The organism is Serinicoccus sp. CNJ-927 (genome assembly GCF_001942435.1).
In the GTDB taxonomy this organism is placed as follows: domain Bacteria; phylum Actinomycetota; class Actinomycetes; order Actinomycetales; family Dermatophilaceae; genus Ornithinicoccus; species Ornithinicoccus marinus.
In genome coordinates this window covers 340,036-361,862 of record NZ_MKKF01000011.1, presented here as the reverse complement: position 1 = coordinate 361,862, position 21,827 = coordinate 340,036, and the positions used below count along the sequence as shown (strand labels likewise).

Genomic DNA, 21,827 nt, shown 5'->3' with positions numbered 1-21,827 from the left:
CCCACCGAGCGCCACCAGTGGTTGCCCCAACCCCACCGAGCGCCGCCATGATCACGACGTTCACGCTGGCCGAGCGGACCACGCCGGTCCGGCGGCTCGGCGCCGCCATGACCGCCCTCGCCGCGTCGACCGGCGCCGGGTATGCCCTCGGCGCGGCTCTTGCCGGTCGCTTCGCGGACCTCGTCGGACATCTGCCCGCGTTCGCTGTCACCGCCTTCCACGGCGCTCGCGGCAGGGCTGGCCTGGGCGGGTGCAGGTGCCGTGCGCAGTCAGGCGGAGACTCCTGCGCCGGCACCCAGGACGGAGCTGGCGTCCACGGCGCGATAGGCATACCGCGAGCAACCATCCGCGGCGCCCGGTCGGGGGTCAGGCGACGGTGAAGTCGACCGTGTGCCAGCCGCTCGCGCCGTTCGGCGCCGGGGCGGCGCTCTCCTCGGTCTGCGTCTGTCCGTCGGCGTCGGTCGCGCGCACCCGCACCTGGTGATCGCCGGAGGTCGCCTCGGGCCAGGCATACGTCCACAGCCGCCAGGCGTCCACGGTCGGCTCCTCCAGCAGGGTGGCCTCCTGCCAGTCGCCGTCGTCGACCTGCACCTCGACCCGCTCGATGCCGCGGTGCTGGGCCCAGGCGACCCCGGCGAGGACGACGGTGCCGTCCGCGTCCGGCTCGAGCCGACCCCCCGAGCGCGGCACGTCGATCCGGGAGGCCGTCTTGATCGGGCCCCGGGCCGACCAGCCGCGGGGCGTCCAGTACCCCTCGTCCGCGTCGAAGCGGGTCACCTTGAGCTCGGTCACCCACTTGGTCGCCGAGACGTAGCCGTAGAGCCCCGGCACCACCAGCCGCACCGGGTAGCCGTGCTCGGCCGGCAGCGGCTCGCCGTTCATCGCCACCGCGAGCAGCGCGTCGCGGTCGTCGGTCAGCGCCTCGATCGGGGTGCCGGCGGTCCAGCCGTCGGTGCTGCGCGAGAGCACCATGTCGGCCTCCGGCTGCACCCCCGCACGGGCGAGCAGCTCGCGCACCGGCCAGCCGAGCCACCGCGCGTTGCCGACGAGGTCGCCGCCGACCTGGTTCGACACGCAGGTGAGGGTGACGAGTGCTTCGACGTGCTCCTCAGCGAGCAGGTCGGCATACGTGATCTCGACCTCCTGGTCGACCAGACCGGTGACGCGCAGAGTCCACCCGGCCGCGTCGACGCGGGGCACGCGCAGCGCGGTGTCGATGCGATAGAAGTCCTCGTTGTCGACGAGGTATGGCGTGTGCCCGGTGATGTCGCTGGTCGCACCCTCGGGCACGCTCACCGTCCGGGTCGGCGTGGGCAGACCGAGCGCCTCAGCGGTGCGCTGCACCGCCCGACCGGCCGTGGACAGCACCTGACCTGCGACGACGCCCAGCACACCGAGGCCGGTGAGGCCACCACCGAGGAGCAGGACGCTGCGCCGGGTGGATCCGCTCGGTGGCGCCGCGGACGGGTGGTGCGACGAGCGCGGGCCGCCGTCCCGCACGCCGGCCACCCGGTCGAGCAGCCACAGGAGCACCCGTCCGCCGACCACCACGCCGAGGGCGGTGGGCACGAGGTCGAGCAGACCCGTGGCCGGACGGCTGTAGACGGCCGCCAGCCCCACCAGGCCCACCACCGCGAAGGCGCCGATCCCTGGCCCCCGGCGACGCAGCGCCAGGACGCCGATGAGCGCGCACACGACGGTGAGGGTGATCGCCATGCCGACGCCCAGCGCCAGCTTGTCCGCGGTGCCGAAGGTCTCGATGGCCCAGTCCTTGAGCCACGGCGGTGTGCGGTCGACGAAGGCGCCACCGACGGCCAGCAGGGGCGAGGAGGTCCCGGCCGAGCCCAGCCAGCTGGTCCACACCGCGGCCAGGACCTCGGCCAGACCCAGGGTCAGGGCCCCGGCAGCGATCCCGGCGAGGGCCGCGAGCAGGCCGCGGCCCTGGGGTCGCTGGGTCGAGGTCGGCTCGGGACGGGTCAGCACGGACATACCTCCATGATGCGCGCCCCGAGGCCCGTCTGCGCACCGGAGCCGTGGATCGTCATCGTTTCGTCAGACGTGGCCCGGGGCGACGGGACGCCACCTGAGCAAGGCTCTGCACCGCAGGCAGCACTCTCGACGGGGTATGCGGTGCGGAACCTTGCCCAGGTCGGCCCAGGGGAAGATCTCTGGACGTGGCGCGGGCCCCACCTCCGGACGCGGCGCGGGCGCCGACCCCGTGGAGGGGACGACGCCCGCGGCGCGCCGAACAGCCAGACCAGCAGCGAGGCGATCTGCCCCAGCGCCGCCCTCAGCGTGACCGTCGGAGGAATGGCGCTGCAGGAACTTGGCCCTGCCCACCAGCGTGGTGAAGCCCGCCTTCACCAGACGCGCCTCGATCCACGTGACGATGAGGATGATGAGGGCGATCCCGGCCTTCTCGGCCAGCCCCACCCAGTCGTAGTCCCGCTGGGTATCCATCTCTCCTTGGGTCGATGTCTGCGCGGTCACGGCCCGCCAGATGGCATGGACCTCGCCGCACCGTCACGAACCTGACACCAATCTGAGAGCCGAAACGCCCCGAAACATCACTGTCTGACGTGACTGGTGTAGCAATTGGGGCTTCTGAGGTCACTCAGACCTCCCACATCCCTCCTTCCTCAGCGAGTGTCAGCGGGCCTGGCCACGCCTCTTCTGCCTCCCGTCGCGCCGCCTCGCGGTCGGCCCAGGGTGGCAGGTGGGTGAGGACGAGCCGGCCCACGCCTCCTGCCCCGGCGACCGCCTGCCCGGCCCGCTCCGGCGTGAGGTGTATGCCCCGCGTCGCCTCCGCGGCCTCGAAGCCCGCCTCGACCAGGGCGAGGTCGGCGCCCGTCAGCAACGGCACCAGAGCCGCGCAGCTGTCGGTGTCACCGGTGTAGGCCAGCACCCGCCCACCCGCCTCGACCCGGAAGCCGAAGGCGCCACAGGGTGGCGCACGGCATACGGGGTGATGGTGAAGGGTCCGACGCGCACCGCGACCCGGTCGGTGAGCTCGCCCCAGGCGATGCCCCGCAGCGGCTCCGCGGCGCGCACTCCGTGCGCGCGGGCCATCCGCTCCGCCACGCCCGGCGGCCCCCACACCGGCAGGTCGTCCGTCGCCGGCGTGGGGCCGTGCCGGCGCAGCACGTGCAGGCCGGTGAGGTCGAGGCAGTGGTCCGGGTGCAGGTGCGTGAGCAGCACGGCGTCGAGCGTGAGCGGATCGGTATGCCGTTGCAACGGCCCGAGCGCCCCCGAGCCCAGGTCGAGCAGCACCCGCCACTCCCGGTCGCCCTCGTGCGCGCTGAGGAGGTAGCAGCTCGCGGCGCCGCGCGGCCCCGGCAGCGAGCCGGAGCAGCCGATCACCGTGAGCCTCATGGCCCCATGCTGCCGCACCGGACCGACAGGCCCGGATCGTCTCAGCGTCGGCGTCCACACGGACGGCGTCATCGGCGTCGGCGTCGTCCCTGACCCGCCTCCGGCGACGTCCCCGACCTCAGCCGGCCGACCGCTCCAGCGGAAGTACCCGGTGCATGATGTCGGCGATGCTCACCAGCCCGACCAGCCGCCCCTCGCCGCGCAGCACCACGAGCTGCTCGCCCGAGCCGCGCATGGTCGTGAGCGCCTCGTAGACCGGCGTCTGCGCCGGCAGCACGAGCGCGGCCCTGGCCAGCGGCTCGGCGCGCTCCTCACCGGAGTGCAGCAGCGTGTCCCGCACGTGGACCACGCGGGGGTCGGTGGTGTCGTCGTCGAGCATGAGGATGCGCTTGTGGCCGGTGCGCGCCGACGCCTCCTGCACCTCGCCGATCGAGGCGCCGGAGCCCACCGCCGCCAGATCGAGCTCCTTCGGCGCCACCTGCGCCAGGGTGAGGTCCTGCAGCTCGAGGGCCTCGGAGATCTGCTCCTGGTAGGTGCTCTCCAGCGCCCCCTCGGCCGCCGACTGCTCGACGAGGACGCGGATCGTCTGCGCGTCCTGCCCGCCGACGGCGGCACGGTCCACCGGGGTGACCCCGCTGGCGGACACCAGGCGGTTGGCCACGGCGTTGACCCAGACCAGCAGCGGCCGGACGACGGTGATGAAGCCGCGCATCGGCAGCGCGATGAGCCGCGCCGCCCGCTCGGGGTGCGCGATCGCCCACGACTTGGGCGCCATCTCGCCCACCACGAGGTGCAGGAAGGTGACGAAGAGCAGGGACAGGCCGAAGGACATACCCCCGGCCAGCCAGCCGGGCAGCCCGAGGTCGGCGAGGATCGGGCCGAGCCAGTAGTCAAGCGCCGGTTTGGTGACCGCGCCGAGGGCAAAGGTGCAGGCCGTGATGCCCAGCTGGGCGCCGGCGAGCATGACGGTGAGCTCGTTCATGCCGCGCAGGGCGGCCCGGGCCGAGGCCGAGTGCTCGGCCTCGTTCTCCAGCCGGCTGCGGCGGGCACCCAGGAGGGCGAACTCGACGATGACGAAGAGCCCGCTCAGCACGATGAGCAGCACCGTGACGAGGGTGACGGTCAGTCCGTTCATCGCTGCTCCTCCTCGCGCCCGGCGGCCTCGGTGTCGTCGTCCATCGACTCCGGGTCCTGCGACAGCGCCCGCTCCACCAGCCGCACTCCCAGCAGGCTGGGCACGTGCCGGTCGATCTCCCGCACCTCGATCTCGACCGACCGGGTGACCCGCTCGTCGAGCACCATCTCGGCGGGGTCCTCGGCGAGGTCGACGACCACGCTCTGGCCGACCTCCGGCAGCGCCCCGAGCTCGGCGATGACCAGGCCCGAGACGGTCTCGTAGTCGCCCTCCGGCAGGTCGTGGCCGAGAGCGCGCTGCAGCTCGTCGACGTGGACGTCGCCGTCCATCCGCCACAGGTGCTCGTCCTCGCCGACGATCCCCTCCGGCACCTCGTCGTCGTGCTCGTCGGTGATCTCGCCGAGCAGCTCCTCGGCCAGGTCTTCCATGGTCAGGACGCCGGCGAAGCCGCCCCACTCGTCCACCACGCAGGCCAGCTGCTGGCCCGAGCTGCTCAGCTCGGCGACCGCGTCCGGCAGCGCCATCAGCGTGGGCACGATGAGCGGCTCCCGCATGATCTGACTGGCGTGCTCGGCGTCGGGGTGCCGGAGCACGTCGACGAGGTTGACCACGCCCACCGGCTGGCCCTCGTCGTCGATGACCGGATAGCGGGTATGCCCGTGCGCCATGAGCTCCCGCAGCTCACCGACCGGGGTGGCGGGGGCGATGGTGTCGACCCGCGAGCGCGGCATCTGGGCGTGCTCGACGTCCTGGTCGGGGAAGTCCAGGATCCGGTCGAGCAGCACCGACAGCTCGGCCGGCAGGTCGCCGCTGTCGCGGGAGTCGGCGACGATCCGCTCGAGGTCCTCCGCGGTCGCCGTGGTGTCGAGGTCGTGGATGGGCTCGATCCCCACCAGCCGCAGCAACGCGTTGGCCGACCAGTCGAAGACCTTGATGAGCCAGCCGAAGACGGCGAGGTAGATGAGGGTCGACCGGGCGAGCGCGCGGGCGAGCGGGCCGGCGTTGGCGATGGCGAGGTTCTTGGGGTAGAGCTCTCCGAAGATCATCTGGACCACGGTCGCGATGGCCAGCGCCGCCACCGTGCCGACGGTGATGCTCAGCGCCTCCGGCACGCCTGTGCCCCCGAGGATGACCGACAGGCCGCGCCCGACGAGGGGCTCGGCGACATACCCGACGAGCAGGCCGGTGACCGTGATGCCGAGCTGGGCGCCGGAGAGCATGAAGGAGGTGCGGCGGGTCACCCGCAGCGCACGCTCGGCGGCCTCGTCCCCGCTCTCGGCCTCTGCCGCGAGCCGCAGCCGGTCCACCGACATGTAGGCGAACTCCTGGGCCACGAAGTAGCCGTTGGCCGCGATGATGACGGCGATGGCGAGCACGCCGACGAGCAGCAGCAGGATGGCGGTCGTCACGAGAGCACCGCCGTGGTCGGGGCGGGCAGGGACGGGCCGTCAGGACAGCCAGGGGGCATGGAACCGTTCTTTGGTGCGAGGGTCGGGGCGAGGCTTCAGGATACGTGAGCGCAGCGCCGCGAGCCGCCTCGGCGCTCCCCGGTCAGGGGAGCAGCATCCCCCGCAGCGCGAAGAAGAACAGCGCCGAGAGCAGCCCCGCCACCGGGACCGTGATGACCCAGGCGGAGGCGATCTTGAGGATGTGCGAGCGGCGGACCAGCTGGCGCTTGAGCGCCTTGCGCAGCTTCTTGCCCTGGGCGGCGGTGATGACGGCCTCGGAGCCCATCTCCTGCAGCGTGTCCAGCATCCGCCGCTTGTCCTCGGGCCGCGCCTCGCGGAAGGCCTCGAGCATCCCCTCGACCTTGGCGAAGTCGGTGTCGTCGCGGTGGGCGCGGAGCACCTTCTCGATCGCCCGGTTCATCCGGTCGTCGAGGAACTCCCGGAGGAAGCCGACGCCGAAGATGCCGCCGAGCGCGACGTGGGTGGAGCTGACCGGCAGGCCGAGCTGGCTGGCGACGATGACCGTGACGGCGGCGGCCAGCGCGATGCAGAAGGCCCGGGAGCGGTCCAGGTCGGTGATCTCGGACCCGACGGTGCGGATGAGGCGGGGGCCGAAGAGGGCCAGACCCACCGAGATGCCCACGGCACCGATGACGAGCACCCAGAGCGGTATGCCGGCCTCACCCCCGGCCGCTCCCCCGTCGAGCACCTCGACGATGCCGGCCAGCGGCCCGACCGCGTTGGCAACGTCGTTGGCGCCGTGCGCGAAGCTCAGCAGCGCCGCGGCGCAGATCAACGGGATCGTGAAGAGGCTGTTGACCCCCTCGGTGTCCTGCGTGAGCCCGGGCGCGGCGCGGATGACCATGGGGCGGACGACGGCATACGTGATGACCGCGATCACCAGCCCTCCGACCAGCGCGACCGGGAAGGAGATGCTGACCAGGTTGGACAGGCCCTTGAGCGCCAGGTAGGTGGCGAACGCCCAGGCCATGACTGCGATGAGCAGCGGCACCACCCGGGTCGCGGCGTCGACCGGTTCGTCGCGGAAGAGGACGGTGCGCTTGAGGAGGTAGAGCGTGCCCGCCGCGATGAGACCCCCCACGAGCGGCGAGATCACCCAGCTCATGGCGATCGAGCCCATGACGTCCCAGTTGACGATCGCCCAGCCGGAGGAGGCCACGCCGCCGCCGAGCACCCCGCCGACGATGGCGTGGGTGGTCGAGACCGGGGCCCCCATGAAGGTCGCGATGTTGAGCCAGAGCGCCGCCCCCAGCAGCGAGCCCAGCATCACCCAGACGAAGATCTGCGGGTCGGCAATGCTGTCCGGATCGATGATGCCGTTCTTCACGGTGTCGACGACGTCGCCGCCGGCGATGATGGCCCCCGCCGCCTCGAAGACCGCGGCGATGCCAATGGCGGTGGCCATGGTCATCGCCATCGAGCCGACGGCCGGGCCGACGTTGTTGGCGACGTCGTTGGCGCCGATGTTGAGGGCCATGTAGCCGCCGATGACGGCCGCCGCGATGAGCAGGTATGCCTGCTCCACGTGCCCGAAGGCCGCACCGGTGAAGACGATCACGCCGACGATGAAGAGGATGGCGACGCCGATCCGCCCCACCTCTCCGGCGGTGCTCCTGGTGGCCTTCTCCACGGGCCGGAAGTCCACCTGGGTCACCGGTCACCTGCTCTCGCCTGTCGTGCGGTCGAACGTCCGGTGAACACTAACCCACCGTGGCGCGCGGCGGTGGGGTCACGACGAGCCACCGGGCAGAGACCACCGGGCCCAGAGTGATGTAGTCTTACATCATGCAACGGACGCAGATCTCCCTCACGGCAGAGGATCGGCGCCTGCTCGACGCCGCAGCCGCCCGCACCGGGCTGTCGCTGTCCCGCCTGATCCGCGATGCGGTGAACCAGACCTACGGCGCGGGCCGCGACGCCGACGACGACATCGCGGCCATCTCCTCGGCCAGCGGTGCGTGGGTCGGTCGCGACGTCGACGGCGCCGGCTACGTCGAGACGCTGCGCTCCGGGTCTCGGCTGCGTGAGAAGGCATGACCGCGCTCGTCGACACCTCCGTGCTCATCGACACGCTGTGCGGCGACGCTGCCGCGACCTCGCTGCTGCTGTCCTGCCGCCGGGCCGGACCGGTTCACGCCAGCGAGATCACGCGAGCCGAGGTGCTCTGCGGGATGCGCCCTCGCGAGCGGCGGGCCACCGAGAGCCTTCTCTCCACCCTCACCTGGCACCCCGTCGACACCGGCCTCGCAGAGCTGGCTGGGGATCTCGGGCGTCGCTGGCTGCCCAGCCACCGCGGCATCGACACCGCCGATCTCGTCATCGCCGCCACGGCGGTGCACCTCGAGGTCCCGCTGCTGACGCGCAACGTCAAGCACTTCCCCATGTTTCCCGACCTCGCGGCACCCTACTGAGCGGCGAGCCGCTCGTCGGCCCGCCCCACGAAGGCGCGGTGCACCTGCTCCACCTCCGGTCCGAGGAAGCGGCGCGCCAGGTAGTGGAAGCCGTACGGGTCGCCGGTCGTGAGCCACTGGTGCACCGGCTCGTTGTCCTGCGCCGCGAGCAGCCCGGAGTCGGTGAGCACCCGGAAGAGGTCGGCCGCGGTCGCCGCCGCGGACGAGACGAGCTGGACCTGCTCGCCGAGGACGTACTGCAGCGCCTGCGTGAGCAACGGGTAGTGCGTGCACCCCAGGATGAGGGTGTCGACGTCGCGCTCCTGCAGCGGCGCGAGGTAGTCGCGCGCCACCTCGATCACCTCCGGACCGCTCGTCACCCCCGCCTCGACCAGCTCGACGAAGCGCGGGCAGGGCTGGCTCGCCACCTGCACGGTCGGCGGGGCGGCGACGAAGGAGTCGAGGTAGGCCCGTGACTGGTGCGTCGCAGCCGTCGAGATCACCCCGATCTGCCCGTTGCGGGTCACCGCCATCGCGCGCCGCACGGCGGGTCGGATGACCTCGACGACGGGGACGGCATACCGCTCCCGGGCGTCGGCGAGCACCGCGGCGGACGCGCTGTTGCACGCGATGACCAGCGCCTTCACCCCGTGCTCGACCAGCCGGTCCAGGCACTCGAGGGAGAACTCGCGGACCTGCGCGATGGGGCGCGGCCCGTAGGGGGTGCGCGCGGTGTCGCCGAGGTAGAGCACCGACTCGTGCGGCAGCTGGTCCAGCACCTCGCGGGCGACCGTGAGCCCGCCGAAGCCGGAGTCGAAGACCCCGATGGGCGCCTCGGTCATGATCGACGCCCGATCATCGGACCGGGTCCACGACGTCCAGGTCGGCGAAGCGGCCGAAATCGGTGTCGTGCGTCGCGACCGCAGCACCTTCGATGAAGGCGTGGGCGGCGATCTGGGCGTCCGTGGTCAGCGCCGCGGCCGTGCCGACACCCGTCAGGACCTCGAGCGTGCGGCCGAGGTGTTCTCTCCCGCTTTCCAGGATCTGGACGCCTGGCTGAGCGAGCCACGACTCGACGACGGCCTGCGCCTGCTGGACGCTGAACGGTCGGGTGAGCACTCGACGGCTGGTCGCGATGCGGATGAAGCCGAACACCACGACGGGCGCCAGGCCCACGGGCCGGCCCGCCGACAAGGTCTCCTCCCACCACGTACGGGCTCGGTCGTGCTCCAGGAAGGCATCGACGTGCGCATAGAGGAGGACATTGACATCGGGGACGATCATCGGTGGCGCTTGTCCACGATCGTCTCGTCCTCCAGCTCGTCGGCGAGCTGGTTGAGTCGTGCTGGGTCGACCCCGACCACCAGCTCGCTGTGGTGCACGTCGACGCGGTAGGGGCGGGGAGCCTGCGCTGGTCGGAGGGCCTGCCGCAGGGCGTCGTTGACGACGCTCTTCATGGAGGTGCGCCGGTCATGGACGGCCTGCTCGAGCAGCCGGACCACGTCCGCGTCCAGGGTCAGCGTGGTCCTCATGGAGACATCATGATGCATCGTGCGTGTGGCATCAAGATGCGTCACCGGCCACGAAGGGGTTGGCGAGCGTCCCGATGCCCTCGATCTCTACCTCGCACCGCTGCCCGGCGGTGATCGGACCGACCCCCGCGGGCGTGCCGGTGAGGATGACGTCGCCCGGCAGCAGCGTGAAGGCGGCCGAGGCGTGCGCGATGACCTCGCCGATGCCGAAGTGCATGTCGGCGGTCGTGCCGTCCTGGCGCACCTCCTCGTCGACCGTGCACGAGATCCGCAGGTCGGAGGTGTCGAGGTCGGTCTCGAGCCACGGCCCCAGCGGGGTGAAGGTGTCCATCCCCTTGGCGCGGGCCCACTGCCCGTCGCCGCGCTGCAGGTCGCGCGCGGTGACGTCGTTGGCGCAGGTGTAGCCGAAGATCACCGACGCGGCGTCCTCCGCCGCGACGTCCTTGCACATCCGCCCGATGACGACGGCGAGCTCGGCCTCGTAGGAGATCTCGGTCGCGAAAGGGGGGATGACGACCGGGTCGCCGGGGCCGCACACCGAGGTGTTGGGGATGAAGAACATCATCGGCTCGGCGGGCAGCTCGTTGCCCATCTCGCGCGCGTGGTCGGCGTAGTTGCGGCCCACGGCGACCACCTTGCTGCGCGGGATGACCGGCGCCAGCAGCCGCACGTCGGCGACGTCGAAGGTCTCGCCGGTCAGGTCGATCTTGGTGTAGAGCGGGTCGCCGGAGATCTCGGCGATCCGCTCCCCGGCCCCGTCGACCAGGCCGAAGCGGGGGTCGTCACCGTCGGTGAAGCGGCAGATACGCATACCGCCAGGGTATGCCGTGCCGCGCCACCGTCCGAGCGCGGCGTCAGTGGCCGCCCGAGCCAGTGAGCTGCAGCCCGACGATGCCGCCGACGATGGCGACCAGGCAGATCACGCGGGCCACCGAGACCGGCTCACCCAGGGCGAAGATCCCCCAGAGCGCGGTGCCGACGACACCGATCCCCACCCAGACGGCATACCCCGTGCCGAGCGGGATGGTCCGCAGCGACCAGCCGAGCCCGATCATGCTCACGGCGAGCGCGACGCCGAAGAGCACGCTGGGCCACAGCTTGGTGAAGCCGTCCGAGGCGGTGAGGGCCGCGGCCCAGACGCTCTCGAGGACACCGGACAGGATGAGGACGATCCAGGAGATGGCCACCATGATGACGCCCTCCCCGGGCGCGCCACGTCGTCGTCGGAGCCGGGTACGACGTGCCTCGTCCGGGGAACCGCCCACCGCGGGCATCCACGTCAAGAATCTCACACGGGCGACGGCAGGAGCCAGCTCCGGGCGGCCTCGCAACACCGGGTCGGCGCTAGGCTGGACCGCCGTGCCGACCCCCACCACCAACCTCCAGCTCCTCGAGGCAGAGGTATGGCGGGCGCGCGCCACGGCGCACGCGGAAGCCGTGGACGCCCTGACCGCCGGCCGCCTCGCCCGCCAGGTGGAGGGGCGGACCCACCCCGTCGACGACTTCCTCTGGGAGTACTACGCCTTCCGCCCGGCGCAGCTCGCGCGCTGGCACCCCGGGCCGGGAGTCGGTCTCGCCCACGCCCACGAGCGCGCGGCGTGGAGCGGCTATCTCGTCGACGGGAGCGGGACGGCATACCTCGACGTGGCCGGCTTCGTGCGCCGACGGGGCCGGACCGTCGGCTTCGTCCGCGACCTGCTGACCGCGACGTTGTCCCGGCCGGGACGCTTCGGCTGCTTCGGGCTGCACGAGTGGGCGATGGTCTACCGCGCCGACGAGACGAGGCACGACTGGCCGCTGCGGCTGGGGCGCGAGGGCACCGACGCGGTGGTCGAGGGCCACCAGGTCGCGTGCTCGCACTTCGACGCCTACCGCTTCTTCACCCCGGAGGCCGCCCCGCGCAACGCGCTGCGCCCGACCCGGGAGAGCCAGGTCGAGCACGAGCAGCCGGGCTGCCTGCACGCGGGGATGGACGTCTACAAGTGGTGCTTCAAGCTCGCCCCCGCGGTGCCCAGCGACCTCACTCTCGACGCCTTCCTGCTCGCCCGGGACCTCCGCGAGCTCGACATGCGGGCGGCGCCCTACGACCTGCGCGAGCTGGGCTACGCGCCGGTGCGTATCGAGACGACCGAGGGCAAGCGCGAGTATGCCGAGGCGCAGCGCGCCTTCGCCCGCCGGTCGAACGCGCTGCGCCAGCGGCTGCTGGACGTGCTCGACGGGCTCGGACCGGAGCTGGGCTGAGGTGCGCCGAGGCGACGGTCCGGTGACCCGAGGTCCACTCCGTCGCGCTCAGACGAGCTGGTAGAGCCAGCCGTGCCGGTCCTCGGCCCGGCCGTACTGGATGTCGAGCAGCTCGGCGCGCAGGTCCTCGGTGAGCTTGTGCTCCTCCGGCATGTCGAGCTCGCCGCCGCTCCACGCGAGCCGCCCGACCGGCGTGATGACGGCCGCCGTGCCGCAGGCGAAGACCTCGGTGATCTCCCCCGAGGCGACCCCGTCGCGCCACTCGTCGAGGGTGAAGCGGCGCTCCTCCACCTGGTGGCCGCGCTCGCGGAGCAGGTCGAGCAGCGAGGAGCGGGTCACCCCCGGGAGGATCGTGCCGGTGAGCTCGGGGGTGACGACCCGGCCGTCGGCATACAGGAAGAAGAGGTTCATCCCGCCGAGCTCCTCGACGTAGCGGTGCTCCACCGCGTCGAGGAAGACCACCTGGTCGCAGCCGTGCTCGATGCCCTCGGCCTGGCTCGCGAGGGACGCGGCGTAGTTGCCACCGCACTTGGCCGCCCCGGTGCCCCCCGCCGCGGCGCGGACGTACTGGTCGCTGACCCACAGGCTGACCGGCGTGAGCCCGCCGGAGAAGTAGGCGCCGGCCGGGGAGGCGATGACGCTGAAGAGGTAGCGGTTGCTGGGTCGCACCCCCAGCGCCTCCTCGGTGGCGATCATGAAGGGCCGCAGGTAGAGCGACATCTCACCCGCGTCGGCGCCCGGGACCCAGGCCTCGTCGAGGCTGACCAGCTCCTTGATCGCGTCGAGGAAGAGCGTCGGCGGCAGCTCGGGCATGGCCAGGCGCCGTGCCGAGTTGTTGAAGCGCTCGGCGTTGCGCTCGGGCCGGAAGGTCCAGACCGTGCCGTCCTCGTGCCGGTAGGCCTTCATCCCCTCGAAGATCTCCTGCGCGTAGTGGAAGACCGCGGCCGAGGGGTCCAGCGGGATCGGCCCGTAGGGCACCACCCGGGCGTCGTGCCAGCCCTGCTCCCGGTCCCACTCGACCATCACCATGTGCTCGGAGAACAGGCTGCCGAAGCCCGGGTTGCGCAGCAGCTCGGCGATCTCCTCGGGCGAGCGACGGTCGCTCACCTCGGTGACGGCGAAGGACGGGGACGACGCTGTCTGGGTCATGGGCGTCAGGGTATCCACCTGACGAGGCGTCACCGCCAGCGGCAAGGTTGACGCAGCGTCATGCTGGACCGCTGACCTCCGGGTATGCCTGATCCCACGCCGCCCGCACGAAGGTGCTTCGTCGTGCGCCGAAGCATGTGTCGCACGCGTGCTTCTGGGCACGCCTGCGTCCCCAGGAGACGCACGACGCCGCGCACAAGCATCGTCGGCTCCGTCACGCATACCCCCTCGGGCCCTGGGCACACGGCCGGACCCAGCAGGCCCGGCACGCACTCGTAGGCTAGGCGCCGTGACGACCCTCGACCCGGACAGCGCCGACCTGACCCTGCTCCAGGACCGCCAGGTGGCTGTGCTGGGCTTCGACGCCGTCGCCGCGGCGCACGCGCTCAACCTGCGCGACAGCGGGGTCGACGTCTGGGTCGGCACCGACCCGGAGAGCCGGCTGGCGGCCCGCGCCGAGATCGAGGGCCTGCCCATCGTCCCACCGCAGGAGGCGGTGCAGCGGTGCGACATCGTGCTGGTGCCCGGCGGCGCGCGCGGTGAGCAGGACATCGACACCGTGCAACGGCTCGTGCAGGAGCACACCGAGCCCGGCGACCTGGTCGTCGTCACCGGCGCGGACGCCGTGCACACCGGCCGGCTGACCGTCCCCACGGGCGTGGACCTCGCCATGCTCCGCACCATCGGCGACGGCGACCGGGTGCGCGAGGAGTACCTCGACGGTCGCGGCTGCCCCGCCCTGGTGGCGGTCGAGCACGACCGCAGCGGCGCGGCGTGGGCCACGGTGACCGCCTACGCCGCGGCCATGGGTGCGCTGCGCTCGGGCGCCATCGTCACGACGGTCGAGCACGAGGCCCTGGCCATGGAGGCTGCCCGCGAGCGCGTCCAGACGCCGTTGCAGGAGGCCCTGGAGTCCGCCTACGACGAGCTGGCGGCACGCGGCGTCGAGCCCGAGGTCGCCTACGTCGCGCTGGTCCACGAGCTCAAGACCCACGTCGACCAGATCTACTCCGCCGGCTTCGCCAGCCACCACGGTCCCTCCGGGCAGGCAGCCAGCGAGCCGGCAGCGACCTCCCGCCGGGAGGCGGCCGCCGGAGCCCACCCGCTCGAGCGCGCCGGTCGCGCGGTGCGGCAGATGACCAGCTGGTTGCGCTGAGGCCCCCACCTCGGTCAGCGCAGGAAGAGCGTCCGCAGCCGCAGCGTCGTCAGCACCAGCCCGACCACCGTCATCCCCACGAAGTAGCCGGCGTGCACCACGGTAGAGGTGTCGAGATAGCCCACCGAGAGTGCCCGCATGAGCTCCACCCCGTGCCACAGCGGCATCGCCATGATGAGCCACTGGATCCACTCCGGGTAGATCGCGATGGGGTAGAGCGTCGCGGAGAAGAGGAACATCGGCAGCAGCGCGAAGTTGACGAGGTCCATCTGCTGGAACGTCGTCAGATAGCTCGTGACCGCCATGCCGAAGGCGGCGAAGCCGAGGGCGATGACCAGCGCCGCCGGCACCATGAGCAGCGCCCACCACGACGTCACCAGGCCGAGCACGGCGATGACCCCGAGGAAGCCCAGGGCGTAGAGCAGACCGCGGAAGAGCGCCATGAGGATCTCCCCGAGCGCCACGTCCAACGGCCCCAGCGAGGTCTGCAGCATCGCCTGGTAGAGCTTGGACAGCCGCAGCTTGAAGAAGACGTTCCAGGTGGAGTCGTAGACCGCCCCGTTCATCGCCGAGGTCGCGAGCAGCGCCGGGGCGATGTAGGCGGCATACTCGACCGGCTCCCCGCCCGGCCCGCTGACCTCGCCGACCAGCGCACCCATCCCCAGCCCCATCGCGAGCAGGTAGAGCACCGGCTCGAAGAAGCCGGAGACGAGGATGACGCCGTTCTGGTTGCGGATCACCCTGGCGTTGCGCTCCACGACCGAGCGCACGTTGCCCGAGGACAGCGACGCGAGCACCGGTATGCCCGTCCGCACCCTCGCCGGGACCTCGCGAGGACCGCCGGTCGCCGTGCTCACGAGCGCAACCTGCGGGTGTAGGTCCGCACGCCCCACCACAGGCCGAGCGCGGAGCAGGTGAGCAGGAACAGAAGGTGGACCGCGGCCTGCGGCGGCGGCAGGTGGGCACCGTAGGACGCCCAGCGGGCCAGCTCGGTGCCGTGCCACACGGGGGAGATCCAGCCGATCCAGTGCAGGTAGCCCGGCATCGCCGAGAGCGGGAAGAAGGTGCCGGAGAAGAGGAACATCGGCATGACGACGAAACGCTGGATCAGCGAGAACTGGAAGCCGTCGTCCAGGGTCGCGGCATACGCCTGGAGCGGCGCGCCGAAGGCCGCCGCCGCGAGCATGCCGACCGGCACCACCAGGACCGACTGCACCCACCCCGCCGGCGCGGCGCCGAAGGCGAGCATCACCAGCCAGAAGACGAGGCCCTGCGCCAGGAAGCGCAGCATCACCGCGGTGAAGTGGCCCAGCGCCACCTGGCTCGGCTCCAGCGGCGAGGCGACGGGCCCGTAGTAGAGCCGGTTCCACTTGAAGCCGCTCATGACGGGAAACGTCATCTCCGCCGAGACCGACATGACGACGGTCGAGACGAGCAGCGCGGGGGCGACGAAGACGAGGTAGTCCACGCCCGCCACCGACCCGACGCCGCGGTCGACGAGCGCCCCCAGGCCCACCCCGAGGGCGATCATGTAGAGCAGCGGCTGGGCCACGGCATACAGGGCGATGGGCAGCGCGAAGGCGCGCATGCCCCGCAGCACGGTCTCGGCGTAGAACCAGATGCCGGAGCGTCGCGCCCGCGCCGCCATCTCGGTGTGGGCGGGGGCACCCCCGACGCCGGTCGTGACCAGGGCGTTGTCGACCTCACTCAACGAGCGACCTCCCGGTGAGCCGGAGGAAGACGTCCTCCAGCGAGGACCGACGCACCAGCGAGGTCGTGGGGTGCAGACCCCGGCCCGTGACCTCCTCCAGCGCCGCCTCGCCGTCCGGGGCGTAGACGAGGATGCGGTCGGGCAGCACCTCGTGGCGCTCCCCCACCCCGTCCAGCTGCTGCACCACGGCGGCGTTGCGGGCCGACCCGAAGCGCAGCTCGAGCACCTCCCGCGTCGAGTGCTCGCGGATGAGCTGAGCCGGCGAGCCGTGCGCCACGATGCGCCCGTGGTCGACCACGACCAGCCGGTCGCACAGCTGCTCCGCCTCGTCCATGAAGTGCGTCGTCACGACCAGCGTGGTGCCGGACTCCTTGAGCCGGAAGAGACGGTCCCACAGCACGTGCCGGGCCTGCGGGTCCAGACCGGTGGTCGGCTCGTCCAGCAGCAGGATGCGCGGCTCGTTGACGAGGCCGCGGGCGATGGTCAGCCGTCGCTTCATGCCGCCGGACAGGTTGACCACTTTCTCCTGCGCCTTGGCCTCCAGCTGGGCGAAGGCCAGCAGCTCGTCGGCCTTCGCCGCGAGGAAGGACCGGGACAGCCCGAAGTAGCGGCCGTACATCACGATGTTCTCCCGGACCCGCAGCTCCTCGTCGAGGTTGTCCTGCTGCGGGACCACCCCCAGATGGGCCCGGACCGCCGGGCCCCGGACGCCGGGATCCAGGCCCAGCACGTCCAAGGACCCGCTCGTGCGGTCCAGGGTGCCCCCGATCATCCTCATGGTCGTGGACTTGCCGGCGCCGTTGGGACCGAGCAGCCCGAAGCTCTCCCCCGCCTCGACCTCCAGGTCGATCCCGTCGACGGCGTGGACGTCGCCGTAGGTCTTGCGCAGCCCCCGGGCCGTGATCACTGCTGGCACGACGACCCACCCTATGTCGCCGGACTCGCTACGTCAGCCGGTGTTGCGCCCGCGTGTCACCCGTCCGGCTCCTCACCCCGTCCGGTATGCCTGCCCACCAGGAGCGCGCAGCCGAGATCCACCTCGGACCACGGGACGTCCAGCTCGAGCACCGCGGCGGTGGCGGTCGGCATACCGCTCGACATCGCCTCGCGCAGCGCCGGCCCGGTCCGCCCCGGGTCGGCGAGCTCCCACGCCGACGTCGACATGACCGGCTCGTGCCCGACGACCCACAGCACCTCGACGTGGTCGGGCACCTCCCGCACCGCCTCCAGGACCCCGTCGAGGCCGCCGTCGTAGACCCGCCTCGTCGGCCAGGTCTCGACGCCGTCGTCGCCGAGCATCGACTCCAGCGTCTGTCGTGCCCGCGCCCCGGTGGACACGACCGCGAGGTCCGGGAGGAGACCCGAGTCGCGCAGCATCTCCCCCAGCGCCGCCGCGTCCCGGCGGCCGCGGGCCACCAGCGTCCGGGCGTGGTCGCCTCCTGGGCCGGACGGAGTGGTCTCCGCCTTGGCGTGTCGGACCAGCACCAGTGTGCGCATGTCTCTCCTTCCTGGCCCGCTCCGCGGGCTCGACCATCGTCCCGCATGCCCACGCGGGGACGCCGCAGGGCCGGGGCGGATACCCGCCCCGGCCCTGCAGGTCATGCGTGCCGGGAGACCCGGCCGGTCAGGTCAGCCTCAGCCGACCCAGCCCGGGTACTCCTCGTTGAGCCGGTCCTCGACGTCCTGCGACACCGCCTTGGTGCCACCGAGGATGACGACCCGCTCCGGGCTCAGCCGCTCCAGCTCGGCCAGCGTGGCCGACGGGAGCTGGTCGGGCTTGGTGAGCAGCACCGGCACGTCCTGGGTGCCCGCGAGCGCGGAGCCGGCCAGGGCGTCGGGGAAGTCACGGCCCGAGGCGATGTGGACGATCTCCACGTCGGGCTCGTGCTCCTGCGAGATCGCGACAGCGGTCTCGTAGCGGTTAGCGCCCGCGATGCGGTCGTCCGCCTGCACCGCGGTGTAGACGGCGTCGCTCACCGCACCCTCACCACCGAGGACGATGACGTTGTCGGGGTTCAGGGTCGCCAGCGCCTCGGCCGTGGCGGCCGGCACCATGTCCGGACGGGTCAGCAGGACCGGAGCGGTCTCGCTGCCCGCACGGGCCGCACCGGTCAGGGCGTCCGCGTAGGCGGCATCCGCACCGGAGGCGAGGTAGACCGTGTCGACGTCCCCACCGAACATCATGGCGAGGTTGGCGGAGGTCTCGTAGCGGTCCGTCCCCTCGACCCGGGTCACCTCGCCGTAGCTGGCGAGCTCGGCCTCGACGTCGCCGTTGACGGCGCCGTCACCACCGAGGATGACGATGTTGCTCGGGTCGAGCTCGCCCAGCGCCGCCGCCGTGGTGTTCGGCAGCCGGTCGTTCTTGGTGAGCAGCACCGGGGCGGGGTCACCGTCCGGCGTGGTCATCATCCGGGGCACGAGGCCCTGGCTGGCGGCCGGCGAGCCCGACATGGCGTCGGCGAAGCCGGTGCCGGAGGCGACGTAGACCGTCTCGATGTCCGGGTAGAGCGCGGAGATCTCGGCGGCGGTGTCGTAGCGGTCCGAGCCGAAGACGCGCTCGACCATCGGGTCGGGCTCGGGACCGGGGTCCTCACCGGCGACCTGGCCGCGGGCCAGGACCGGGATCTCGACGACCGTGTCGCCCGAGGTCCAGCTGAGGTCGCCCTCCTGCCACTCGTCCGTCGGGGCGCCGGTGTTGGCGACCGTGATGGTCACCTCCGCGGTGCCGCCTGCGGGGACGGTGGCCGAGGCGGGCTCGACCGTGACGGACAGGGTGTCCGGCCCGGCGAAGGAGGCCTCGAAGGTGGCGTCGGCGCTCCCGGGGTTGGTGACCGTGCGGGTCACCGTGGTGGGCTCGGTGCCCAGCTGCGGGATGTGCACGTAGGCCGCGTTGAGGTCGTAGCCCGTGCTCGGGTCGGCCAGGAAGGCGTCCCAGTCGGCCTCGGTCGAGTCGAAGACCAGGCCGGGGTTCAGGAAGTCGCGCGGCTCGACGAAACCGGTGCCGCCGACGAAGGCCTGGTTGCTCTCGGCGTTGGCGTAGTCAGCGGCAGAGGTCTGCATGGCCGACTTGATGGCCATCGGCGACCAGTCCGGGTACTCCGCGGCCAGCAGGGCACCCAGCCCCGCGATGTGCGGGGAGGACATGGAAGTCCCGGTCAGGTAGCCCCAGTTCGGGCCGTCGGCGTCGCTGGCGTAGGCGGCCAGCACGTTGATGCCGGGGGCGCCGATGTCCGGCTTGAGGATCGTCTGGTCCTCGGCGTCCACGGAGATCGGGCCGCGGCCGGAGAAGGAGCCGACGGACGGGACGGGGCCGTCCTCCTCGCGGTGCGCGGCGGCGGCGACCGTGGTCTGCCACGGGCCCAGGTGCGCGACCGGCACGCCGTCCCCGGCGGAGTTGCCGGCGGAGGCGGCGGAGAAGACCCCGGCAGCGGCGGCGTTCTTGAAGGCCAGGTCGACCGGGTCCTCGAGCGTCTCCGGGTCACCGCTGATGGAGAAGTTCAGCACGTCGACCCCGTCGGCCACGGCGGCGTCGATCGCCGCGATGGAGTCCTCGGGAGCGCATCCGGCGGTGCCGTTGCTGAAGTCGTAGCAGACCTTGTAGGCGGCCACGTGAGCACCCGGCACCATGCCGGCCATCTCGTAGGTGTTGCCACCGGTGTCCTCGACCGAGACCTCACGGCCGGCGGCGGTGCCGGCGACGTGCGACCCGTGGTTGTCGGTGTCGAGCGGGCTGACGCTGTCCTCCTCGGCGACCTCGAGACCGTAGCTGCGGGCGCCCTCGACGAAGTAGCGGCCACCGACCAGCTTGTTGGTGCAGGCCGACGCGGGGAAGTCCCCGGCGTCGTCGCCCTCGCCGGTCTCGCACTCGCCGGACCAGGAGGCCGGCGGAGCGGGGATGCCCTCGCCGGCGAAGGCGGGGTTGTCGAAGGCGATGCCGGAGTCGATGACGCCGACGACGGTGCCGGCGCCGGCCGACAGCGGGCCACCGACCTGCGACCACACGCCGCCCTGACCACGCAGGCCGAGGACGTCGGGGGAGATCTCGGTGTCCGGCTGCGGCATGCCGCCGTCCGGGCCGTTGACGACCTCCTGCAGCTGGCGCAGCGAGGACTTCGTCACCGAAGCCACGTCGGAGCGCTGCGACAGCGATGCGGCCTCGGCCGCGGTCAGCGTCGCGGAGAAGCCGTTGAGCGCCACGGTGTAACGGTAGGTCGGCTCGGCGGCGACACCCTGCAGGACGGCGTCCTGCTGGGCGAGGAGCCGGTCGGTGTAGGCGACGGCGTCGGCCGAGGTGGTGTCGGTCTTGGCCAGGGCCGACCCGGCGGTGCCCGGGTTGGTCGCCAGCGGGAGGTCGTTCAGCACCACGATGTAGGTGCCGTCCTGGAAGTCACCGGTCGCGCTGACCGGCCCGGCCGGTGCCGGCCCGTCGATCGCGGAGGCGGCTGCTGGCGCCAGTCCGGCCGCGAGGCTGATCCCAGCCACCATGGCCAGGGCGCGGCGTGCCCCCGACGTTGTCCGTTGCGTCACTGCACTAACCCCTGTTTCAGTGTCACGCCAGATCGCGGCGAGGCGACCGGCAGGTGGAGCCGCCGCCTTCCATGGGCACCGGCTCCATGCACCATATACCGAGGTCGGTAGGTTGGCGCAAGGGTCAGGGGACGCTGGGGCCAGATGTTCACCTGGAGATGCATCTGTGCAGGTCAGGCGGTGGGTGAATGCTCAACTACCGACGGTGTGGCGCAGCTGTCTCGTGTCCCGGTATACCTCGAGCTGGGACCGGAGGTAACTTCCCATGCGCGGCAGCGAGGCCGGTGAGGCTCCCCCGACGTGCGGCACGACCAGCACCCCCGGGGTGGAGAACAACGGGTGCCCGTCGGGCAGCGGCTCGGGGTCGGTGACGTCCAGGGCGGCCCGGAGCCGGCCGGACGCGCACTCCGCGAGGAGGGCGTCGGTGTCGACGACCGGGCCCCGGGCGATGTTGACCACGAGAGCGTGGTCCGGCAGCGCCGCCAGCTCCCTCGCACCGAGCAGTCCGTGCGTGGCGTCCGTGAGCGGCAGGGTCAGGACCACGACGTCCGCGGCGGGCAGCAGGTCCGGCAGGTGCTCGATGCCGTGCACCCGGCCGACGAGGTCGTCACCGTCCCGGTCGGTGCTCGCGACCGCCACGACCTCGCACTCGCACGCCAGCAGCCGACGGGCGAGCGCGGTCCCGATGCCGCCGTAGCCGACGACGAGCACCCTGGAGTCCGCCAGCGAGCGCCACGGGCCGGGAGCCGAGCGGTCCCACACGCCCTGCGCCTGGCGCAGCACGTGGTGCGGCAGGTGCCGCTGCGCGGCGAGGACGAGCGCGAGCCCGAGCTCGCTGGTCGCCGTGTCGTGCACGCCCACGGCATTCGCCAGCTGGACCCCGCCGGGCAGGTAGGGCAGCGCGTGCTCGTAGCCGGCCGAGGCCAGGACGACGGCCCGCAGACCCGGCACCTCGTCCATCCGCCGCAGCCACGGCCCGGCGATCATCGACAGCGCGAGGACGTCGACATCCCGGCCGCCACCAGGGACCGTGTTGGGGTCCTCGTGGTCGTAGGGCAGGACCTCGACCCCCGCCACCTCCCCGAGGTACGGCAGCAGCTCCTCGGGGACGGCCGCGACGGGCGGGCGGGAGGGCATACCAGCGC

At 72.2% G+C, this 21,827-nt stretch carries 22 protein-coding genes, 1 pseudogene and 1 riboswitch; of the genes and pseudogenes, 5 read left to right on the top strand and 18 right to left on the bottom strand.

Annotation, left to right across the window (positions count from 1 at the left end):
- The first annotated feature begins 47 nt into the window (after nucleotides 1-47).
- The gene (locus tag BJF86_RS05675; RefSeq protein WP_237768092.1) at nucleotides 48-380 is read left to right on the top strand and encodes a hypothetical protein; all 333 of its coding nucleotides are present in this window, start codon (nucleotides 48-50) and stop codon (nucleotides 378-380) included.
- Here BJF86_RS05675 and BJF86_RS05670 read toward each other — a convergent pair.
- The 6 genes and pseudogenes from BJF86_RS05670 to BJF86_RS05645 all read right to left on the bottom strand — a co-directional run bounded on the left by BJF86_RS05670 (nucleotide 367) and on the right by BJF86_RS05645 (nucleotide 7,630).
- Nucleotides 367-1,989: a molybdopterin-dependent oxidoreductase gene (locus tag BJF86_RS05670; RefSeq protein ID WP_075817293.1), complete on the bottom strand. Its 1,623-nt coding sequence runs from the start codon at nucleotides 1,987-1,989 to the stop codon at nucleotides 367-369. The two genes, BJF86_RS05675 and BJF86_RS05670, sit on opposite strands and share 14 nt — an antisense overlap.
- A 63-nt stretch (nucleotides 1,990-2,052) precedes the next feature.
- Nucleotides 2,053-2,460 carry a hypothetical protein gene (locus tag BJF86_RS05665; RefSeq protein WP_075817291.1) on the bottom strand — a complete coding sequence of 136 codons (408 nt, stop codon included), beginning with the start codon at nucleotides 2,458-2,460 and terminating at the stop codon, nucleotides 2,053-2,055.
- A 154-nt stretch (nucleotides 2,461-2,614) separates the two neighbouring features.
- Nucleotides 2,615-3,372: pseudogene (locus tag BJF86_RS05660) on the bottom strand (MBL fold metallo-hydrolase).
- Nucleotides 3,373-3,490: 118 nt separating this feature from the next.
- Nucleotides 3,491-4,507 (bottom strand): CNNM domain-containing protein, encoded by a 1,017-nt coding sequence (locus tag BJF86_RS05655; RefSeq protein WP_075817289.1) that lies wholly within the window; start codon nucleotides 4,505-4,507, stop codon nucleotides 3,491-3,493.
- A complete protein-coding gene (locus BJF86_RS05650) occupies nucleotides 4,504-5,916 on the bottom strand; it encodes a hemolysin family protein (RefSeq protein ID WP_075817287.1) in 1,413 nt (470 codons plus the stop codon). Before BJF86_RS05650 ends, BJF86_RS05655 begins: the two co-directional genes overlap by 4 nt.
- 142 nt (nucleotides 5,917-6,058) lie before the next feature.
- On the bottom strand, nucleotides 6,059-7,630 hold the full coding sequence (locus BJF86_RS05645; RefSeq protein WP_143553698.1) for an inorganic phosphate transporter: 1,572 nt from the start codon (nucleotides 7,628-7,630) through the stop codon (nucleotides 6,059-6,061).
- Nucleotides 7,631-7,761: 131 nt separating this feature from the next.
- Here BJF86_RS05645 and BJF86_RS05640 point away from each other — a divergent pair, with 131 nt between their 5' ends.
- Both BJF86_RS05640 and BJF86_RS05635 read left to right on the top strand, forming a co-directional pair.
- Nucleotides 7,762-8,013: a ribbon-helix-helix protein, CopG family gene (locus BJF86_RS05640; protein WP_075817285.1), complete on the top strand. Its 252-nt coding sequence runs from the start codon at nucleotides 7,762-7,764 to the stop codon at nucleotides 8,011-8,013.
- Nucleotides 8,010-8,387 (top strand): type II toxin-antitoxin system VapC family toxin, encoded by a 378-nt coding sequence (locus BJF86_RS05635; protein ID WP_075817283.1) that lies wholly within the window; start codon nucleotides 8,010-8,012, stop codon nucleotides 8,385-8,387. Before BJF86_RS05640 ends, BJF86_RS05635 begins: the two co-directional genes overlap by 4 nt.
- On the opposite strand, the gene murI is transcribed toward BJF86_RS05635, so the two are convergent.
- From murI to BJF86_RS05610, 5 genes are read right to left on the bottom strand one after another with little or no spacing between them, the layout of a single operon-like run.
- A complete protein-coding gene (gene murI / locus BJF86_RS05630) occupies nucleotides 8,381-9,208 on the bottom strand; it encodes a glutamate racemase (RefSeq protein ID WP_075817281.1) in 828 nt (275 codons plus the stop codon). The genes BJF86_RS05635 and murI overlap by 7 nt on opposite strands.
- Before the next feature lie 13 nt (nucleotides 9,209-9,221).
- Complete coding sequence (locus tag BJF86_RS05625) at nucleotides 9,222-9,650, bottom strand: TA system VapC family ribonuclease toxin (RefSeq protein WP_075817279.1); 429 nt, start codon at nucleotides 9,648-9,650, stop codon at nucleotides 9,222-9,224.
- Nucleotides 9,647-9,898, bottom strand: coding sequence for an antitoxin (locus BJF86_RS05620; RefSeq protein WP_022924336.1), 252 nt, complete (start codon nucleotides 9,896-9,898; stop codon nucleotides 9,647-9,649). Before BJF86_RS05620 ends, BJF86_RS05625 begins: the two co-directional genes overlap by 4 nt.
- A gap of 31 nt (nucleotides 9,899-9,929) precedes the next feature.
- Nucleotides 9,930-10,709: a fumarylacetoacetate hydrolase family protein gene (locus BJF86_RS05615; RefSeq protein WP_075817277.1), complete on the bottom strand. Its 780-nt coding sequence runs from the start codon at nucleotides 10,707-10,709 to the stop codon at nucleotides 9,930-9,932.
- A gap of 43 nt (nucleotides 10,710-10,752) precedes the next feature.
- Nucleotides 10,753-11,088 carry a multidrug efflux SMR transporter gene (locus BJF86_RS05610; protein ID WP_321166150.1) on the bottom strand — a complete coding sequence of 112 codons (336 nt, stop codon included), beginning with the start codon at nucleotides 11,086-11,088 and terminating at the stop codon, nucleotides 10,753-10,755.
- Nucleotides 11,089-11,109: 21 nt separating this feature from the next.
- Nucleotides 11,110-11,176, bottom strand: a riboswitch (guanidine-III (ykkC-III) riboswitch).
- Nucleotides 11,177-11,257: 81 nt separating this feature from the next.
- On the opposite strand from BJF86_RS05610, the gene BJF86_RS05605 reads away from it, so the two are divergent.
- Nucleotides 11,258-12,139, top strand: a complete 882-nt coding sequence (locus tag BJF86_RS05605; RefSeq protein ID WP_075817275.1) for a 3-methyladenine DNA glycosylase — start codon at nucleotides 11,258-11,260, stop codon at nucleotides 12,137-12,139.
- Between the two features lie 48 nt (nucleotides 12,140-12,187).
- Here BJF86_RS05605 and BJF86_RS05600 read toward each other — a convergent pair whose 3' ends face one another.
- On the bottom strand, nucleotides 12,188-13,288 hold the full coding sequence (locus tag BJF86_RS05600) for a branched-chain amino acid aminotransferase (RefSeq protein ID WP_075817274.1): 1,101 nt from the start codon (nucleotides 13,286-13,288) through the stop codon (nucleotides 12,188-12,190).
- Nucleotides 13,289-13,577: 289 nt separating this feature from the next.
- Here BJF86_RS05600 and BJF86_RS05595 point away from each other — a divergent pair, with 289 nt between their 5' ends.
- Nucleotides 13,578-14,444, top strand: a complete 867-nt coding sequence (locus BJF86_RS05595) for a hypothetical protein (protein WP_075817272.1) — start codon at nucleotides 13,578-13,580, stop codon at nucleotides 14,442-14,444.
- 14 nt (nucleotides 14,445-14,458) lie between these two features.
- Here BJF86_RS05595 and BJF86_RS05590 read toward each other — a convergent pair whose 3' ends face one another.
- The 6 genes from BJF86_RS05590 to BJF86_RS05565 all read right to left on the bottom strand — a co-directional run bounded on the left by BJF86_RS05590 (nucleotide 14,459) and on the right by BJF86_RS05565 (nucleotide 21,819).
- Nucleotides 14,459-15,301, bottom strand: coding sequence for an ABC transporter permease (locus BJF86_RS05590; protein WP_414819931.1), 843 nt, complete (start codon nucleotides 15,299-15,301; stop codon nucleotides 14,459-14,461).
- Nucleotides 15,298-16,155, bottom strand: coding sequence for an ABC transporter permease (locus tag BJF86_RS05585; protein ID WP_075817270.1), 858 nt, complete (start codon nucleotides 16,153-16,155; stop codon nucleotides 15,298-15,300). Before BJF86_RS05585 ends, BJF86_RS05590 begins: the two co-directional genes overlap by 4 nt.
- Nucleotides 16,148-17,071: an ABC transporter ATP-binding protein gene (locus BJF86_RS05580; RefSeq protein ID WP_083652733.1), complete on the bottom strand. Its 924-nt coding sequence runs from the start codon at nucleotides 17,069-17,071 to the stop codon at nucleotides 16,148-16,150. The genes BJF86_RS05585 and BJF86_RS05580 overlap by 8 nt, the downstream gene beginning before the upstream one ends.
- A 56-nt stretch (nucleotides 17,072-17,127) precedes the next feature.
- Entirely contained in the window at nucleotides 17,128-17,652 is a 525-nt protein-coding gene (locus tag BJF86_RS05575; protein ID WP_075817266.1) for a SixA phosphatase family protein, read from the bottom strand.
- A 138-nt stretch (nucleotides 17,653-17,790) separates the two neighbouring features.
- Nucleotides 17,791-20,637, bottom strand: a complete 2,847-nt coding sequence (locus BJF86_RS05570; RefSeq protein WP_158068377.1) for a cell wall-binding repeat-containing protein — start codon at nucleotides 20,635-20,637, stop codon at nucleotides 17,791-17,793.
- A gap of 237 nt (nucleotides 20,638-20,874) precedes the next feature.
- Nucleotides 20,875-21,819 (bottom strand): NAD(P)-dependent oxidoreductase, encoded by a 945-nt coding sequence (locus BJF86_RS05565; protein WP_075817264.1) that lies wholly within the window; start codon nucleotides 21,817-21,819, stop codon nucleotides 20,875-20,877.
- Between the last annotated feature and the right edge of the window lie 8 nt (nucleotides 21,820-21,827).